Source organism: Mycobacterium sp. SMC-4 (assembly GCF_050205565.1).
GTDB lineage: Bacteria > Actinomycetota > Actinomycetes > Mycobacteriales > Mycobacteriaceae > Mycobacterium.
In genome coordinates this window covers 26,149-41,811 of the sequence record NZ_JBNMQU010000018.1, presented here as the reverse complement: position 1 = coordinate 41,811, position 15,663 = coordinate 26,149, and the positions used below count along the sequence as shown (strand labels likewise).

The 15,663-nt window shown below is 69.4% G+C and carries 17 protein-coding genes; 12 read left to right on the top strand and 5 right to left on the bottom strand.

What is annotated here, in order from left to right; genetic code table 11:
* Positions 1-31: 31 nt before the first annotated feature.
* A complete protein-coding gene (locus tag ACQI46_RS24970; RefSeq protein WP_427096736.1) occupies positions 32-445 on the bottom strand; it encodes a heme-binding protein in 414 nt (137 codons plus the stop codon).
* A 333-nt stretch (positions 446-778) separates the two neighbouring features.
* Between ACQI46_RS24970 and ACQI46_RS24965 the strand changes: the two genes are divergently transcribed.
* From ACQI46_RS24965 to ACQI46_RS24940, 6 genes are all read left to right on the top strand, one after another.
* Positions 779-1,660, top strand: coding sequence for a rhomboid family intramembrane serine protease (locus ACQI46_RS24965; protein WP_427096735.1), 882 nt, complete (start codon positions 779-781; stop codon positions 1,658-1,660).
* A gap of 47 nt (positions 1,661-1,707) precedes the next feature.
* Entirely contained in the window at positions 1,708-2,412 is a 705-nt protein-coding gene (locus tag ACQI46_RS24960; RefSeq protein WP_427096734.1) for a beta-phosphoglucomutase family hydrolase, read from the top strand.
* Positions 2,412-4,784 (top strand): glycoside hydrolase family 65 protein, encoded by a 2,373-nt coding sequence (locus ACQI46_RS24955; protein WP_427096757.1) that lies wholly within the window; start codon positions 2,412-2,414, stop codon positions 4,782-4,784. Before ACQI46_RS24960 ends, ACQI46_RS24955 begins: the two co-directional genes overlap by 1 nt.
* Before the next feature lie 5 nt (positions 4,785-4,789).
* The gene (locus ACQI46_RS24950; protein WP_427096733.1) at positions 4,790-5,680 is read left to right on the top strand and encodes a hypothetical protein; all 891 of its coding nucleotides are present in this window, start codon (positions 4,790-4,792) and stop codon (positions 5,678-5,680) included.
* Between the two features lie 124 nt (positions 5,681-5,804).
* A complete protein-coding gene (locus ACQI46_RS24945; protein WP_427096732.1) occupies positions 5,805-7,079 on the top strand; it encodes an MFS transporter in 1,275 nt (424 codons plus the stop codon).
* 44 nt (positions 7,080-7,123) lie between these two features.
* The gene (locus tag ACQI46_RS24940; protein ID WP_427096731.1) at positions 7,124-7,378 is read left to right on the top strand and encodes a hypothetical protein; all 255 of its coding nucleotides are present in this window, start codon (positions 7,124-7,126) and stop codon (positions 7,376-7,378) included.
* Positions 7,379-7,426: 48 nt separating this feature from the next.
* On the opposite strand, the gene ACQI46_RS24935 is transcribed toward ACQI46_RS24940, so the two are convergent.
* Positions 7,427-7,756: an aminopeptidase gene (locus ACQI46_RS24935; protein ID WP_427096730.1), complete on the bottom strand. Its 330-nt coding sequence runs from the start codon at positions 7,754-7,756 to the stop codon at positions 7,427-7,429.
* Positions 7,757-7,860: 104 nt separating this feature from the next.
* On the opposite strand from ACQI46_RS24935, the gene ACQI46_RS24930 reads away from it, so the two are divergent.
* Complete coding sequence (locus tag ACQI46_RS24930; RefSeq protein WP_427096729.1) at positions 7,861-8,760, top strand: DMT family transporter; 900 nt, start codon at positions 7,861-7,863, stop codon at positions 8,758-8,760.
* Here ACQI46_RS24930 and ACQI46_RS24925 read toward each other — a convergent pair.
* Positions 8,757-9,191 (bottom strand): TIGR03668 family PPOX class F420-dependent oxidoreductase, encoded by a 435-nt coding sequence (locus tag ACQI46_RS24925; RefSeq protein WP_427096728.1) that lies wholly within the window; start codon positions 9,189-9,191, stop codon positions 8,757-8,759. The two genes, ACQI46_RS24930 and ACQI46_RS24925, sit on opposite strands and share 4 nt — an antisense overlap.
* A 96-nt stretch (positions 9,192-9,287) precedes the next feature.
* Here ACQI46_RS24925 and ACQI46_RS24920 point away from each other — a divergent pair, with 96 nt between their 5' ends.
* From ACQI46_RS24920 to ACQI46_RS24905, 4 genes are read left to right on the top strand one after another with little or no spacing between them, the layout of a single operon-like run.
* Complete coding sequence (locus ACQI46_RS24920) at positions 9,288-10,424, top strand: ABC transporter substrate-binding protein (RefSeq protein ID WP_427096727.1); 1,137 nt, start codon at positions 9,288-9,290, stop codon at positions 10,422-10,424.
* Position 10,425: 1 nt separating this feature from the next.
* Positions 10,426-11,277: an ABC transporter permease gene (locus ACQI46_RS24915; RefSeq protein ID WP_427096726.1), complete on the top strand. Its 852-nt coding sequence runs from the start codon at positions 10,426-10,428 to the stop codon at positions 11,275-11,277.
* Complete coding sequence (locus ACQI46_RS24910; protein WP_427096725.1) at positions 11,274-12,044, top strand: ABC transporter permease; 771 nt, start codon at positions 11,274-11,276, stop codon at positions 12,042-12,044. The genes ACQI46_RS24915 and ACQI46_RS24910 overlap by 4 nt, the downstream gene beginning before the upstream one ends.
* Positions 12,041-13,084, top strand: coding sequence for an ABC transporter ATP-binding protein (locus tag ACQI46_RS24905; RefSeq protein WP_427096724.1), 1,044 nt, complete (start codon positions 12,041-12,043; stop codon positions 13,082-13,084). The genes ACQI46_RS24910 and ACQI46_RS24905 overlap by 4 nt, the downstream gene beginning before the upstream one ends.
* On the opposite strand, the gene pyrE is transcribed toward ACQI46_RS24905, so the two are convergent.
* Both pyrE and ACQI46_RS24895 read right to left on the bottom strand, forming a co-directional pair.
* Positions 13,072-13,659: an orotate phosphoribosyltransferase gene (pyrE, locus tag ACQI46_RS24900; RefSeq protein WP_427096723.1), complete on the bottom strand. Its 588-nt coding sequence runs from the start codon at positions 13,657-13,659 to the stop codon at positions 13,072-13,074. The genes ACQI46_RS24905 and pyrE overlap by 13 nt on opposite strands.
* Before the next feature lie 44 nt (positions 13,660-13,703).
* On the bottom strand, positions 13,704-14,510 hold the full coding sequence (locus ACQI46_RS24895) for a HugZ family protein (RefSeq protein WP_427096722.1): 807 nt from the start codon (positions 14,508-14,510) through the stop codon (positions 13,704-13,706).
* A gap of 106 nt (positions 14,511-14,616) precedes the next feature.
* Here ACQI46_RS24895 and ACQI46_RS24890 point away from each other — a divergent pair, with 106 nt between their 5' ends.
* Complete coding sequence (locus tag ACQI46_RS24890; RefSeq protein ID WP_427096721.1) at positions 14,617-15,630, top strand: hypothetical protein; 1,014 nt, start codon at positions 14,617-14,619, stop codon at positions 15,628-15,630.
* The last annotated feature ends 33 nt before the right edge of the window (positions 15,631-15,663 follow it).

Below are 15,663 nucleotides of genomic sequence, written 5' to 3'. Positions count from 1 at the left end.
TCACCCGCCGCCGCAGCCATCAGAGGAGAGGTCAGCCGGCCATGAAGGTGTCGTAGGCCGACTGCAGGTCACCCGGCAGCACCGCGATGTTGCAGGAACGCTGGGTGTCGCCGAGCGGTGCCAGGATGCCGCGCAGGTCGTAGTACTCCGACGGGTTGGCGTTGAAGTAACCACGCAGGTTGGCCTCGGCCTCGGGTCGCGGCTGGTTCATCGCCGCGGTGACCGCCTGGTTGGCGCCCGGATGGGTGTCGAGGTACTGCCGGGCCGCGCCCGTCACGTTGCTGACGGTGTTGGCGACCGAGCTGGCGCTGCACTGCGGAGCCGGCTGCGCCAGCGCGGTGGGTGCGGCCACGGTGGCGACGGCCAGACCGCCGAAGACACACGCCGCCCCGACGCCGGCCAGTGCGCGACGCGAAGTCGGCACGGTGAAACCCTTGGAATTCATATGGATTGATCCTTCGAATTGTTGATCGGTCATTGCGGATCCCCGCCCGAAATCCAAGGTAACCGCGTCTTGAATGGGTCAAACTCGGCTGCGGAAATCGCAAGGGCGTGAGTTTGCCGGCGTTACAGGTCCAGGCGGTGATCTTCGCCTCAATCAGCGTCGATGTCGTTCGCTGAGGGCTCAATTCGAAAAGCGAAATCTGAGAGTTCTCAAAATACGGTGTCGTCTCTTAAATGATCGTGATGTGCGGTGTTTCCGAATTGTTATCGACGATCTTGAAATCCGGCCGCCCGGGGACGCCGCAGCAACGCGACCGCTAGCGTGGTTCACGCTATGAGCCACCCCTATCAGCCGGGCGCCCAACCGCCGACGCCCACGTGCTACCGCCACCCCGACCGGCCCACGTGGGTCCGGTGCACCCGCTGCGGCCGGTTCATCTGTCCGGAGTGCATGCGCAACGCCGCCGTCGGCCACCAGTGCCCGGACTGTGTGAGCGCCGCCGCGCGCACCGCGCCGGTGATCCAGACCCCGGCCGGCGGCCGGCGACCGACCTCAGCGCTGGGGGCCGCGCCGATCCTGACCTACGCGTTGATCGCGGTCAACGTCCTGATGTTCATCCTGCAGTCGACGTCCGCGGCACTGGAGCGCGACCTGGTGCTGTGGGCTCCCGCGGTCGCCGACGGCGACCTGTACCGGCTGTTGACCTCGGCGTTCCTGCACTACGGCCTGGTGCACCTGCTGTTCAACATGTTCGCGCTCTACATCGTCGGACCGCCGTTGGAGATGGCGCTGGGACGGTTGCGATTCGGCGCGCTGTACCTGCTCAGCGCGTTGGGCGGGTCCGTGCTGGTCTACCTGCTGTCGTCGCTGAACTCGGCCACCGCAGGCGCGTCCGGCGCGATCTTCGGGCTGTTCGGCGCGACGTTCGTGGTGGGCCGCAAACTCAACGCCGACGTGCGCGGGGTGATCGGGATCATCGTGCTGAACCTGGTGATCACCTTCGTCATCCCGCTGGTCAGCTCCCAGAACATCAGTTGGCAGGGACACCTGGGCGGGTTGGTCTCCGGTGCCGCGGTGGCGGCCGCGTACATGTACGCGCCGGCCCGTCAGCGCAACGCGGTGCAGGCCGCGGCGACCGCGGCGGCCGTCATCCTGTTCGCGACGCTGGTCTGGTGGCGCACCGCCGAACTACGGGCACTGTTCGGTCTCGGTTAGACCGTTCCGCCGCGTCAGGATCGGCGCGAGCGGGTAAGAAGAGGGGGATGCTGGGCCTACCCGATCGGATACGCGCGTGCCTCTTCGACCTCGACGGAGTGCTCACCGACACCGCAAGCGTGCACCGACGGGCATGGAAGGCGATGTTCGACGAGTACCTGCGTGCCCGGGGCGGGCCGGATTTCGTCCCGTTCGATGCGGGCGCGGACTACGAGCACTACGTCGACGGCAAGCCGCGACTCGACGGCATCCGGTCCTTCCTGGGTAGCCGCGACATCGTCGAGGACGAAGCGACCGTCCTCGCGCTCGGCGATCGCAAGAACGATCTGTTCGCCGAGACCCTGCGCCGTGACGGCGTCGAGGTCTTCGAAGGCTCGCGCCGTTACCTGCAGGCCGCGGCGGACGCCGGACTGCGCCGCGCAGTGGTGTCCTCGAGCGCCAACACTCAAGCGGTGCTCGAGCTGACGGGCCTGGAGGCCTACATCGAGTACCGCGTCGACGGCGTCACGCTGCGCGAGGAGAACATCGCCGGCAAGCCCGCACCGGACTCGTTCCTGCGCGCCGCGCAGTTGCTCGGAGTCACCCCCGACGAGTCGGCGGTCTTCGAGGACGCGATCGCCGGCGTCGCCGCCGGACGTGCCGGCGGGTTCGGCGTCGTGGTCGGCGTCGACCGCGGTGGGCAGGCGCAAGAACTGCGCGACAACGGCGCCGACATCATCGTCACCGACCTGGGGGAGCTGCTCGCGCCATGATGATCAAGGACGAGGCGTTCCCCGTCGAGCCGTGGCAGGTGCGCGAGACCCAACTCCACCACGACCTGCTGCCGCAGACCGAGTCGCTGTTCGCACTGTCCAACGGCCACATCGGATTACGCGGCAACCTCGACGAAGGCGAGCCCTACGGCCTGCCCGGCACCTACCTCAACGCGTTCTTCGAGATCCGCCCGCTGCCCTACGCGGAGGCCGGATTCGGCTATCCCGAGGACGGGCAGTCGATGGTCAACGTCACCAACGGCAAGATCATCCGGCTCCTGGTCGACGACGAGCCGTTCGACACCCGCTACGGCGATCTGCTGTCCCACGAACGCGTCCTCGACATGCGTGCCGGTGTGCTGCGCCGCACCGCGGAATGGGAATCCCCGGCGGGCAAGACCATTCGGCTGCGCACGGTCCGAATGGTGTCGCTGGAGCAGCGCGGTCTGGCAGCCATCGAGTACGAGGTGGAGGCCGTCGGCGAACCCGTGCGGATCACCCTGCAGTCCGAGCTCGTCGCCAACGAGGACCTGCCGTCACCGTCGGAGGACCCGCGCGTCGCGGCGGTGCTGAACCGGCCCCTCGAACCCGTGCAGCACGAGGTCAGCGAACGCGGCGCGATGCTGGTGCACCGCACCCGCGCCTCGGACCTGACGATGGCTGCCGCGATGGACCATCACGTCATCGACGCACCGGGCCGGCTCGACATCAGCGGTGACGCGGGCCCGGACTGGGCGCGCACCACCGTGGTGTGTGGCCTCAATGCCGGTGAACGTCTGCGGGTGGTCAAGTACATCGCTTACGGCTGGTCGAGCCTGCGGTCGCGTCCGGCGTTGCGCGACCAGGTCGCCGCCGCGATCGCCAGCGCGCGGTACAGCGGCTGGGACGGGCTGCTCGCCGAACAACGCAAGTACCTCGACGACTTCTGGGACTGCGCCGACGTGGAGGTCGAAGGTGACCCCGACTGCCAGCAGGCCGTGCGGTTCGCGCTCTTCCATGTGCTGCAGGCCAGCGCGCGCGCCGAAGCCCGGGCGATCCCCGGCAAAGGGCTGACCGGGACCGGCTACGACGGGCACGCGTTCTGGGACATGGACGGATTCGTTCTCCCGGTGCTGACCTACACCGCTCCGTACGCCGCGGCGGACGCGTTGCGCTGGCGCGCGTCGACCCTCGAGTTGGCCCGTGCCCGCGCCGAGGAACTCGATCTGGCGGGCGCGTGTTTCCCGTGGCGCACCATCCGCGGCGAGGAATGCTCGGCGTACTGGCCGGCGGGCACCGCCGGATTCCACGTCAACGCCGACATCGCGATGGCCTTCGAGCGCTACCGCGTGGTCACCGGCGACGACACCCTGGAGAAGGAATGCGGGCTGGCGGTGCTGGTGAACACCGCACGCATGTGGCAATCGCTGGGGCACCGCGACCGAAATGGCTTGTGGCGCATCGACGGCGTCACCGGGCCCGACGAGTACACCGCGGTGGTCCGGGACAACGTGTTCACCAACCTGATGGCCGCGGCGAACCTGCGCGCGGCCGCCGGGGCCTGCCGGCGCCGCCCGGACGCGGCGGCTGAACTGGGCGTCGACCACGAGGAGATCGCGGCCTGGTGTGACACCGCGGATGCCGTGCACATCCCGTACGACGAGGAACTCGGCGTGCATCCGCAGAACGACGGCTTCACCACCTTGCGTGAATGGGATTTCACCGCCAACACCGAATATCCACTGCTGCTGCACGAGCCCTACGTGCGGCTGTATCCGGCGCAGGTGGTCAAGCAGGCCGATCTGGTGCTGGCGATGCAGTGGCAGAGCCACGCGTTCACCGAGGAACAGAAAGCCCGCAACGTCGACTACTACGAGCGGCGCACCACCCGCGACTCGTCCCTGTCGGCGTGCACCCAGGCGGTGATGTGCGCCGACGTCGGCCACCTCGAACTCGCCCACGACTACGCCTACGAGGCGGCGTTGATCGACCTGCGCGATCTTCATCGCAACACGTCCGACGGATTGCACCTGGCATCGTTGGCCGGCGCGTGGACGGCGCTGGTGGCGGGCTTCGGTGGGCTGCGTGACGACGACGGCGTCCTGGCGCTGGATCCGCATCTGCCCGCCGGCATCTCGATGCTGCGATTCCGCCTGCGCTGGCGGGAATTCCGCATCACCGTCGAGGCCGACCACGAATGCGTCACCTACACGCTGCGCGACGGACCGCACTCGCAGCTGGAGATCCGTCATGCCGGTGAATCGCTCGAGCTGACCACCGACTACGAGACCCGCGTACCGGTGCGCCCGCGGGTGCCGTTGCTGCCGACGCCGCAGCAGCCGCCCGGTCGAGAACCGATACGCCGCCACCAGTACCGGCGGGTCGACGGCTGACCCTCATGGCCGGCGACGAGGCCACCGAGCAAGCACTCGACGCGCTGTACTCCGCACCGCGCGACGACTTCACCGCCGTGCGCACCCGGCTGGCCGCCGAGGCCAAGCAGCGCGGCGACACCGCGGCCGCCAAACGCATCGCCGGTAGCCGCAAACCGACCGCCGCGGCCTGGGTGGTCAACGTCCTGGCGCTGCAGACCTCGGCCCGCGACCGACTGGCCGATCTGGGGGCGCGCCTGCGCGATGCGCACGCGGCGATGGACGGCACCGAGATCCGTTCCCTGACCGCAGAACAACGCCGTCTGGTCGACGAGCTGGCCCGCGAAGGCCTGCGCCTGGCCGCCGTGGATGCGCCGACCGCGGCGCTGCGCGACGACGTCACCGCCACCTTGCAGGCCGCGGTCGCCGACCCTGAGGTCACCGCCCGCCTGGGCCGACTGGCCAAGGCCGAGCAATGGTCGGGTTTCGGTGAATTCGGCTCGGCCACAGCGGTTTCGAGTGTCAAGAAGGACAAACCCGCACCACGCGCAGCGCGGCAGGAACCAGAATCGCCGGCTCGCCGGCAGCAGCCAGAATCGCCGGCCCGCCGGCAGGGGCCCGAATCGCCGGCCCGCCGGCAGAAGCCCCCCGAGGACAACCGGCAGCGCCAGCGCGCCCACGCCACCCTGACGGCCGCACAACGGGCCAAGGCTCAGGCCGACGATGCGTTGACCGAACTGCAGGCCGACCTGGCGACCGCGCGGCTGCGCCACCAGGACGCCGAACGCCGACTGCGCGACGCGCAGACCGCGCTGACCGCAGCGCAGGACGCCTACGACTCGGGCAAGCAAGCCGTCCGCGACGCCGCGCAAGCGGTCAGAGCCGCTGACAAGGAGTACCGCCGGGCGGGCGGTTGACCCTAGTCCGCGGCGGGCCGGGACATGTCGTCCGGCGCCGCCGCGATATGTTGCCCTGGCACGGCTCACCCGGAGCCGTGTTAAGCGAAATACTCAGCGCCCCGCTTAAATTCGGGAGGGTGACATGGCGTCCGACATCCGGAAAGTGGTGACCGGAGCCTCCATCGGCAACGCGGTCGAATGGTTCGACTTCGCCATCTACGGCTTCCTCGCCACCTTCATCGCCGCGCAGTTCTTCCCGGCGGGTAACGACACGGCCGCGCTGCTCAACACCTTCGCGATCTTCGCCGCGGCGTTCTTCATGCGCCCCCTCGGCGGGTTCTTCTTCGGTCCGCTCGGTGACCGCATCGGCCGCCAGCGCGTCCTGGCCATCGTGATTCTGCTGATGTCGGCAGCCACGCTGGGGATCGGCCTCCTGCCCACCTACGAGACGATCGGATTGGCCGCGCCGCTGCTGCTGCTGATTCTGCGCTGCCTGCAAGGGTTCTCGGCCGGAGGCGAATACGGCGGCGGCGCGGTGTATCTGGCCGAGTTCGCCAGCGACCGCAACCGCGGTGTGACGGTGACCTTCATGGCATGGTCGGGGGTGGTCGGCTTCCTCCTCGGCTCGGTCACGGTGACCCTGCTGCAGGCGCTGCTACCGGCCGAGGCGATGGAGAGTTACGGGTGGCGCATCCCGTTCCTGATCGCCGGCCCACTGGGACTGGTCGGCCTCTACATCCGCCTGCGGTTGGGCGACACCCCGCAGTTCGCCGAGCTGAACAAGGCCGAGCAGACCTCCGATTCGCCACTGCGCGAGGCGATCTCGACATCGAGGCGCCAGATCCTGCAGGTGATGGGCCTGTTCATCGTGTTCAACATCGGCTACTACATCGTGTTCACGTTCCTGCCGACGTACTTCATCAAGACGCTGGAATTCTCCAAGACCGCGTCGTTCGTATCGATCACACTGGCATGCCTGGTCGCCCTGGTGCTGATCCTGCCGCTGGCCATGCTGTCGGACCGGATCGGACGGCGCCCGTTGCTCATCGCCGGTGCGGTGGCGTTCGTCGTGCTGGGCTACCCGCTGTTCCTGCTGCTGAACTCGGGGTCGCTGGTGGCCGCGATCGTCGCGCACTGCCTGCTGGCCGCCATCGAGTCGATCTACATCTCCACGGCCGTCTCCGCGGGCGTCGAGATGTTCGCGACACGTGTGCGGTTCAGCGGGTTCTCCGTCGGCTACAACCTGTGCGTGGCGATCTTCGGCGGCACCACGCCGTATGTGGTGACCTGGCTGACGGCCACCACCGCCAACCCGATCGCGCCTGCGTTCTACCTGATCGTCGCGGCTCTGGTCTCCCTGGCCACGGTGCTCACCCTGCGCGAATCGGCCGGCCGCACCCTGGCGCAGGTGCAGTGACTCCTGGTTAAGTGGGGCGCAGGCATCCACGAAGGGGAGGGCACATGAAGTTCCAGGTGTTGCCTTACATCACCGTCGAGGTCGACGACCGGCTCCGGCGGCGGTTGCGAACCGTCGGCGAGCGTCTCCGGGTCACCGTGCGCGCCTACCTGCTCAGCGCCGCCGACGACGTCGACACCGCCGGCGACCGGGTCCGCGACATGTGCGACCGCGCCGTGGACCGCGTCGACTCGGTGGTGGCGTCGGTCAACGACCGGATCGCGCCGGAGCCGGAGCCACCGACCCTCCGCGCGGTCTAACGGGCCGCTCCGCGACCCGACTCAACGGGCCGCTCCGCGACCCACGGTCTAACGGGCCGCTCCGCGACCCACCACAAACGAGCCGGCCACCAACACCACCCCGATGACGGCAACCGGGATGGCCCACGACCGCCGCGACGACACCGCCGACTCACACTCGACGACGAAGTCGCGGTGCGGGACGATCTCGTTGAGGATGGGCAGGTTCGCCGGGTTCTGATCATCGACCTGCTGAGCCTGCGACAGATCCTTCGAGATCCCGTTGCCGCACCCGATGTTCGAGTCCGGGCCGGACACCGACACCGGCACCAACAGCGCGATGACACCCACCAGCAAAGCCGCTATCCCGGCAACCAAGATCAGCTGTCGCAGTTTCATGCCTCCGGTAATAGCCCGGTACCGACACACCGAAACAAGATCGATCATTACGCCCGGGGCCACCGGAGTACGCACACGAGCCGCGGATGTGTTGTCCTAGTCGGGTGATCGGCCATGGACTGACGGTGCTGCTTGCGCTTCTTGCTGCGGTGTTCCTCGCCCTGGGGATCGTGATACGGCAGCGGGCCACCCTCGACGTGCCCGCCGAGCATGGAATCAGCGGCGTGATGTTCGCGACATTGATCCGGCGTCCGCTGTGGTGGGCCGGCACCGCCGCCGCGCTCGCCGGCTTCCTGTTCCAGGCGCTGGCGCTCGCGGAAGGTTCGTTGCTGCTGGTCCAGCCCATCCTGGTGTCCGCGCTGCTGTTCGCGTTACCGCTGTCCGCCCACCTGGCGGGCCGCCGCGTCACCCGCGCCGAGTGGGGATGGGCCGTCCTGCTGACCGTCGCGCTGGCGGTGTTCGTCGTATTGGCCAAGGCCAATCCCGGCGACTACGAGGCGTCGCTGTCGTCGTCGGCACTGGTGGCCGTGGTGTGCACGGCCGCGGTCCTGGCGTGCGTGATCGTTGCGACGCGATCGGTCGGGTGGCGGCGCGCGGTGCTGCTGGCGGTCGCGGTGGGCGTGTTGTTCGGCGTGGTGGCCGTGCTGACCAAACTGGTCATGCACCTGCTGACCCACGAAGGCATCGGCGAGGTGCTCAGTACTCCGGTGCTGTACCTGCTGGTGATCCTCGGCGTGGTGGCGATGCTGCTGCAGCAATCGGCGTTCCACGCCGGCTCCCTGCAGACCTCGGTGCCCACCATGCTCGTGCTCGAACCGATGATCGCGGTCCTGCTCGGTGCCGTGGTGCTCGGCGAGCACCTCGACGTCGGTCGGTGGGACGCGCTCGCGCTGGCGGTGTCGACCGCCGCGATGGTCGCGGGCACCATCGCGCTGGGCCGCGACGAGGGTGCCTACGAGGAAGCGCTGGCGCCGGCGGCGAAGACTGCCACGTCCGTCGACTAGCCGCCCTGCCAGGACGCCCATCGGGTGACCTGCACGGCGATGACCGGCCCCTCCAGCCCCACCGAGCGGTACTGCGGGTACTTGGCGCGCAGCGCCGTCAGACCGGTCTCGGCTTCGGCGTCGCCGTCATGGATCTGCGCGATGCCGTCGGCGCGCACCCACCACAGCCTCGACCAGTCGTCGTCGTACTGCGAAACCAGCAAGCTCACCGCCGGATGGTGGTCGATGTTGGCCAGCCGCTGCAGTCGTCGCCCGGACTTCGGTTTGCCGTCCACCGCGGTGTAGACGACCGGGTTCTCGCCGTCGGTCAGCGCGAAAACCACCGGCACCACATGCGGTGTGCCATCGGGCCGCACGGTGGCCAACATCGCCACCGGTTCGTCGCCGAACCTGGCCGCCTCCGACCCGCCCTCGGATTCGCGCAGTACCACGCAGCCGAGCGTAGGCGCGATAAGGTTCACCGCGGTGACATCCCAGTGCAAGCGCGACGCAACCGCGCGGTTGTGCGCCCATCGGAAGGTTCGGCAATGCACACCTCTGCTCCTTCGCTGATGACCAAGGCGCTGGCCGGGATCGCAGCAGCGCTGCTTGCCGTCTCGTGCGCGCCCCCGCCCGAACGGGACTCCGGCGCCGAGACCGACAGCGGGGTGCGCGCAGCAGAGGCGACGTCGGCGGCCGACTTCGGCGGCATGGACGGGCTGATCGAGGCGGCCAAAGCCGAAGGCGAGCTGAACGTGATTGCGCTGCCGCCGGATTGGGCCAACTACGGCGCGATCATCAAAGCCTTCTCCGACAAGTACGGCATCAAGGTCAACTCCGCGCAGCCCGACGCGTCGAGCCAGGACGAGATCAACGCGGCCAACCAGCAGAAGGGGCGCAGCACCGCGCCGGACGTGTTCGACCTGGGTCAGTCGGTCGCGCTGGCCAACACCGAGATGTTCGCGCCGTACAAGGTCGAGAACTTCGACGACATCCCCGCGGCGTTCAAGGACCCGGACGGCACCTGGGTCAACGATTACGGCGGTTACATGTCGATCGGGTTCGACTCGGCCAAGGTGCCGCCCGTGACGTCGGTCGACGACCTGCTCAAGCCCGAATACCGCGGCAAGGTCGCACTCAACGGCGACCCGACGCAGGCCGGCGCCGCGTTCTCCGGGGTGCTGATGGTCGCGCTGTCCCAGGGCGGCTCGGTCGACGACATCGCCCCCGGGGTGGAGTTCTTCGCCAAGCTCAAACAGGCCGGCAACTTCCTGCCCGTCGACCCGACCCCGGCGACCATCGGGTCCGGCCAGACCCCGGTGGTCATCGACTGGAACTACACCAATGCCGCCGAAACCAAGAAGCTGCCGTCGTGGACGGTGCTGGTGCCTCCGGACAACGCCGTGGCCGGCTATTACTACCAGGCCATCAACAAAGACGCGCCGCACCCGGCCGCCGCGCGGCTGTGGCAGGAGTTCCTCTACAGCGACGAAGGCCAGAACCTCTATGCCCAGGGCGGGGTGCGTCCGGTACGCGCCGACATGATGCTCACCGACGGCACTCTCGCCGAGGCGGTGGCCGCTTCGCTGCCCGTCGTCGACGGCCCGGTGACCGTGCCGACACCCGAGCAGACCGCAGCCGCGTCGAAATACCTTGCCGAGCACTGGGCGGCGGCGGTCGGCTGACATGAGCGTCGGCCGCCGGGTCCGAGACGCGCTGCCGCTGGTGCCGTTCCTGGCGGTCGTGACTGTCTTCCTGCTGATCCCGACCGCCACCGTCATCGTCAACGCCGTCTACGCCGACGGGACGTTCTCGCTGCAGCGCATCGAAGCTCTGTTCACCGGCACGGCGCTGTCCGCACTGCGCGACAGCGTGCTGCTCTCCGGTGCGACCGCGGTGCTCGGGGCTTTCTTCGGTGCGTTGTTGGCCTGGCTGATCGTCAGCAGCCCGCCGAACTCGGCGGTACGTCGTACGGTGCTGTCGCTGTGCAGCGTGCTCGCTCAATTCGGCGGGGTGGCATTGGCATTCGCGTTTCTCGCGACCATCGGTCTGAACGGGGTGCTCACCCTGTGGGTGCAGCAGATGTTCGGGTTCAACCTGGCCGCGTCGGGTTGGCTCTACGGGTTGAGCGGCCTGATCCTGGTGTACACCTACTTCCAGATCCCGCTGATGGTCATCGTGTTCCTACCCGCGCTGGAGGGCCTGCGCGCGCAGTGGCGCGAGGCCGCGGTCAGCCTCGGTGCGTCGACGTGGGCGTACTGGCGGGAGGTGGCCATCCCGTTGCTCACTCCGGCGTTCCTGGGCTCAGCACTGTTGTTGTTCGCCAATGCGTTCGCCGCCTACGCCACCGCGGCAGCACTGGTCAGCCAGGGCAGTCCGATCCTGCCGCTGCTGATCCGCGCGTCGCTGGTCAGCGAAGTCGTGCTGGGTCAGGAGGGCTTCGCCTACGCGCTGGCGTTGGAGATGGTCGTGGTGGTCGCGGTGGTGATGGCCGCCTACAGCCTGCTGGTGCGCCGCAGTTCCCGGTGGCTGTCATGAGAGCTGTTCTGCGCGGCGCACTCTGGGCCGGTTTCGCGATGTTCTTCCTGTTCCCGCTCTACGCCATGGCCGACTTCTCCACACGTGACCTGCTCGGGGGCGGACGCACATGGCAGGCATGGCGCAACCTCGTCGCCGACGACGCGCTGTTCGCGTCGATCGTGGTGTCCCTGCTGCTGGCGGTGTTGACGGTCGCGGCCATGCTGGCGGTGCTGGTGCCGACGATGATCTGGGTGCGGCTGCGCACCCCGTGGGCCAGACGCGCGGTGGAGTTCCTGTGCCTGCTGCCGCTGACCATTCCGGCGTTGGTGATCGTCGTCGGCCTGCGCAACGTCTACCTGTGGGTGACCTACCTGCTCGGGGAGTCGGCTCTCACGTTGACCTTCGTGTACGTGGTGGTGGTGCTGCCGTTCGCCTACCGTGCGCTCGACGCGGCGCTCTCGGCGATCGATCTGCGCACCCTCGCCGAGGCCGCCCGCTCGCTGGGGGCCGGATGGTCCACCACCATCCTGCGGGTCATCGTGCCCAACATCTGGTCGGGCATCCTGTCGGCGGCGTTCATCTCCATCGCCGTCGTGCTCGGCGAATACACCATCGCGTCGCTGAGCGGCTACGACACCCTGCCGGTGCAGATCGTGCTGATCGGCAAGAGCGACGGTCCGACGTCGGTGGCCGCCTCGCTGGCGACGCTGGTGTTCGGGTTCGCGCTGCTGCTGGCGCTGTCGCTGCTGACCCGCAGCAGGCGCGGGGGAGGGGTCGCGGTATGAGCGTGGACGTCCGGTTCGACCAGCTGACCCGGGTCTACGGCAGCACCCGCGCGCTCGACGGTTTGACCCTGCACATCGAACCCGGCGAACTCGTCGCCTTGCTCGGCCCGTCGGGCTGCGGCAAGACCACCGCGCTGCGCATCCTGGCCGGCCTCGACGAGGCCACCTCGGGCACCGTCACCGTCGGCGGCGTCGACGTCAGCGCGGTGCCGGCCAACAAACGCGACATGGGCATGGTGTTCCAGGCCTACAGCCTCTTCCCGCACCTGACCGTGCTGGAGAACATCGCGTTCGGTTTGAAGATGCGTCGAAAGTCGAAGCGGGACCGGATGTCTCGGGCCCGGGACATGCTCGATCTGGTCGGCCTGACCGCGCACGCCGACAAGTACGCCGCCGAGCTGTCGGGCGGTCAGCAGCAGCGGGTGGCGCTCGCGCGGGCGCTGGCGGTCCAGCCGCGCGTGCTGCTGCTCGACGAGCCGCTGTCCGCGCTCGACGCCAAGGTGCGCACGCAGCTGCGCGACGAGATCCGCCGCGTGCAACTCGAAGTCGGCACCACGACGTTGTTCGTCACCCACGACCAGGAGGAGGCGCTCGCGGTCGCCGACCGGGTGGGGGTGATGAACTCCGGTCGTCTCGAACAGCTCGCCGCGCCGGCCGACCTGTACGCGAATCCCGCCACGCCGTTCGTCGCCGACTTCGTCGGCCTCAACAACAAGGTGCGCGCCGAAGTCCGGAACGGGCGCGCCACGCTGCTGGGCGTCACCGTGCCCGCGCTGCCCGGCTCCATCACCTCCGGGACCGGGGTGGCGATGGTGCGTCCCGAGTCCGTCACGGTCACCGCCGATCCGGCCGGGACCGCGACGGTGACCGCGGTGTCGTTCCTCGGCGCGATCACCCGCATGACCGTCACACCGGCCACCGGGGGCGCGGTCAACGCGCAGATGACCAGCTCGGTCGCGCGCGCGTTCGCGCCCGGCGACCGCGTCACCCTCGGAGTCGAACCCGGCGGGGTGCTCGTCGCCGCCGGTCAGACGTCCTGAACCGGCTCGATGCCCAGATCGCGGTAGGTCACCAGCGCGTGGAACGGCACGCCGTGCCCCGCGAACCGTCGCGCGGCGACATCGCCGCGGTCGACCATCGGGATCACCCCGGTGACCACGGCGCCGAGCGCGCGAACCCGTTCCAGGGCGATCTCGGTCGATCCGCCGGTGCTGATCACGTCGTCGACCAGCAGCACGCGGTCACCGGCCTGCAGCCGGGTGCCTTCGATCCACTGCTCGCGGCCGCGGGTCTTCTGCTCCTTGCGCACCGAGAACCACGCCTTGCCGGTGACCATGGCCACGCCGTGCGCCAGCGGATCCGCGCCCATCGTCAGACCGCCGACCGCGTCGAACTCCACGCCGTTGGCCGCGGCCAGATCGGCCACCGCACGACTGACGACGGTGAGCCGTTCCCCGGTGTCCACGGCGAACTTGCCGTCGATGTAGTCGTGGCTGAGCTGACCGCTGGCCAGCCGGAACGGCTCTTCACGACGTTCGTACCCGCGGGTGCGGATCAGGTCGAACGCGGCCTGCCACGTCGGTGGTCGCTGCGGGGTCGCGCTCTGCTCCGTCATGTCGACAGATCGTAGAGCAGCGCTTGCCACGCCAGGGACGTGAATCAGGGCTCGCGCGCCAGCCGCGTCAACTCCACCGCAGCAGAACGCAATTCGCCGATCGACCCGATGGGGTGCGGATAACCGATCCGGGTGTAGGCCACGCCGCGGTCGGTGGTCAGGCGCAGGTCCAACCCGTAGCGGTCGGCGCCGGTGCACGTGGCGGCGGTCGCGTCCGGATAGCCGCCGAGCGTGCGGGCCATCGCAAGCAGCGAGTCGGCGTGATCGGCGTTGAGGTGGCCGATCGCGCCGGCCGCGTGCGGGGTGACCGGGTCGGGCTCGGCGGCGGAGTACTCCGCACCGCTGGTCGAGTCCATCCGCCCGTAGCCACCGACCCAGCGCACCCGTTGCACCCGCAGCACCCACAACGAGAAGTCGCTGTAGTCGATGTAGTACTTGGCCGCGGCGACGGCGGCGAGGTGCGCCTCGCGCGCGGCGGCGTGTTCGGCTGCCTCGGGCCGCTCCACGAACCCGGCCAGCGTGATCCGCGCATTGGCCAGCGGATCGCCCTCGGCGGCCGGGGCGACGACCGCCAGACTGGCGCGCGGGTCCCCGGCGAGGTTGCGGCCGTGTTCGGCGAGATTGGACACGCACAGCACCGGCGAACCGTCCAGCAGGCCGTACGTGACGAACGAGGCCCACGGGTCGCCGTCGGCGGTCAGGCTCGCCAGGGTGGCGGTGTTGGTGGACGCGGCGATGGTGCGGGCCTCTTCGGCCGCCGACGGGCGGACGGTGTTGACCGCGCGGGTCAGCGGGGGCGGCACCGTCGGTGCGTCGCCGGGGTCTCCATGATCACGGCCGGCGGAAGTCACGTAGCCACGATAGCGAACCGCGTTCACGCTGGGCGTTTGTGTCGGTGTGCGAGAATGTCGGAGAACTTGACCGGCCGTCGGGGAGATTCGAGTTTCTGGGGGCGACATGGCGGAGCTCGCGTTGCGCGTGGCAGCCGCTGCCGGCGTGCTCTCGCTTGGCGTTCTGACCGCCGTCGCCGGCGCAGCCCCGGTGCTCGCACAGCCCTCGGACTCCGACAACTCCACTCAGAGCACCGACTCCCCGGACCCCGGCGACAATGACCCCGACACCCCCGATGACACCATCGGTGACGCCGGTGACCCGCCGAAGTCCACCGAGCCCGAACCTGAGATCCCCGTCGATGACGAGGACGACGAACCGGCCGGCGGCGGAGGATCCGGCACCCGCAACGCGCCGCCGCCGGATCCGCTGCCTCCGCCGCCGGAGCCGGCGAAACCTCAATACGAGAACTCGCTGACGGTGCCGTTCTTCCGGCTTCCTGCCCCCGGAGAGGTGCCGCCCGGTTCCTGGCCGTCCATTTCGTCCTTCTACACGACCGTCGACATTCCGCTGCCGACGCTCGGTGAGTTCCTGGCGGCGCTGCGGGTGGTGCCGGCACCACCGCCGCCGGGCCCGGAGATGCGGATCCAGCAGGAAGGCCCGGTGCTCGACGCGGGCACCGGCACTCCGGGCGGCGCCGTAGCCGGCGGAGACGGCAGCAGCGGCGGCGGCGGCGCCACGGTGTTCCGGGCGCCTCTGGTGGTGTCGGTGCCGCGGGCCATGACCGTCGCCGGGGCTGCGCCGCGGGCGCGGGCCGTGCGCCCGGGCCAGCCCGCCGAACAGGCCACCACCGCGCCCGGCGTCGCCGGCGCACGCACCCCGGTGATCCGTGGCTCGGTGGCGCCCACCCCCGGTACGGCCGTCGTGATGTCCCCGGCCCCGGCGTCCGGGCAGATGCCGCGTCCGGCGGGCTACCCGCGACTGCTGACCAGCCCGACGCTGGCCCAGATCGCCGCCGTCGCGCTGCCCGGCCTGGCCGGGCTGCTGCTGGTGACTCTGGGCGGCAGCGTCATCGGGTACCGACAGGCCAACAGCCTGCGGTACGTGCGCACCGCCGGCGCCGAGCGGTTCCTGCCCTAGACGTCACGCGTGGTTCAGGTCGCGTCGTCCTGG

Bases quoted from the DNA above. Each gene is read 5' to 3' on its own strand.
- ACQI46_RS24970 (WP_427096736.1), bottom strand. From the start codon at position 445: ATGAATTCCAAGGGTTTCACCGTGCCGACTTCGCGTCGCGCACTGGCC.
- ACQI46_RS24965 (WP_427096735.1), top strand. From the start codon at position 779: ATGAGCCACCCCTATCAGCCGGGCGCCCAACCGCCGACGCCCACGTGC.
- ACQI46_RS24960 (WP_427096734.1), top strand. From the start codon at position 1,708: ATGCTGGGCCTACCCGATCGGATACGCGCGTGCCTCTTCGACCTCGAC.
- ACQI46_RS24955 (WP_427096757.1), top strand. From the start codon at position 2,412: ATGATCAAGGACGAGGCGTTCCCCGTCGAGCCGTGGCAGGTGCGCGAG.
- ACQI46_RS24950 (WP_427096733.1), top strand. From the start codon at position 4,790: ATGGCCGGCGACGAGGCCACCGAGCAAGCACTCGACGCGCTGTACTCC.
- ACQI46_RS24945 (WP_427096732.1), top strand. From the start codon at position 5,805: ATGGCGTCCGACATCCGGAAAGTGGTGACCGGAGCCTCCATCGGCAAC.
- ACQI46_RS24940 (WP_427096731.1), top strand. From the start codon at position 7,124: ATGAAGTTCCAGGTGTTGCCTTACATCACCGTCGAGGTCGACGACCGG.
- ACQI46_RS24935 (WP_427096730.1), bottom strand. From the start codon at position 7,756: ATGAAACTGCGACAGCTGATCTTGGTTGCCGGGATAGCGGCTTTGCTG.
- ACQI46_RS24920 (WP_427096727.1), top strand. From the start codon at position 9,288: ATGCACACCTCTGCTCCTTCGCTGATGACCAAGGCGCTGGCCGGGATC.
- ACQI46_RS24915 (WP_427096726.1), top strand. From the start codon at position 10,426: ATGAGCGTCGGCCGCCGGGTCCGAGACGCGCTGCCGCTGGTGCCGTTC.
- ACQI46_RS24910 (WP_427096725.1), top strand. From the start codon at position 11,274: ATGAGAGCTGTTCTGCGCGGCGCACTCTGGGCCGGTTTCGCGATGTTC.
- ACQI46_RS24905 (WP_427096724.1), top strand. From the start codon at position 12,041: ATGAGCGTGGACGTCCGGTTCGACCAGCTGACCCGGGTCTACGGCAGC.
- pyrE (WP_427096723.1), bottom strand. From the start codon at position 13,659: ATGACGGAGCAGAGCGCGACCCCGCAGCGACCACCGACGTGGCAGGCC.
- ACQI46_RS24890 (WP_427096721.1), top strand. From the start codon at position 14,617: ATGGCGGAGCTCGCGTTGCGCGTGGCAGCCGCTGCCGGCGTGCTCTCG.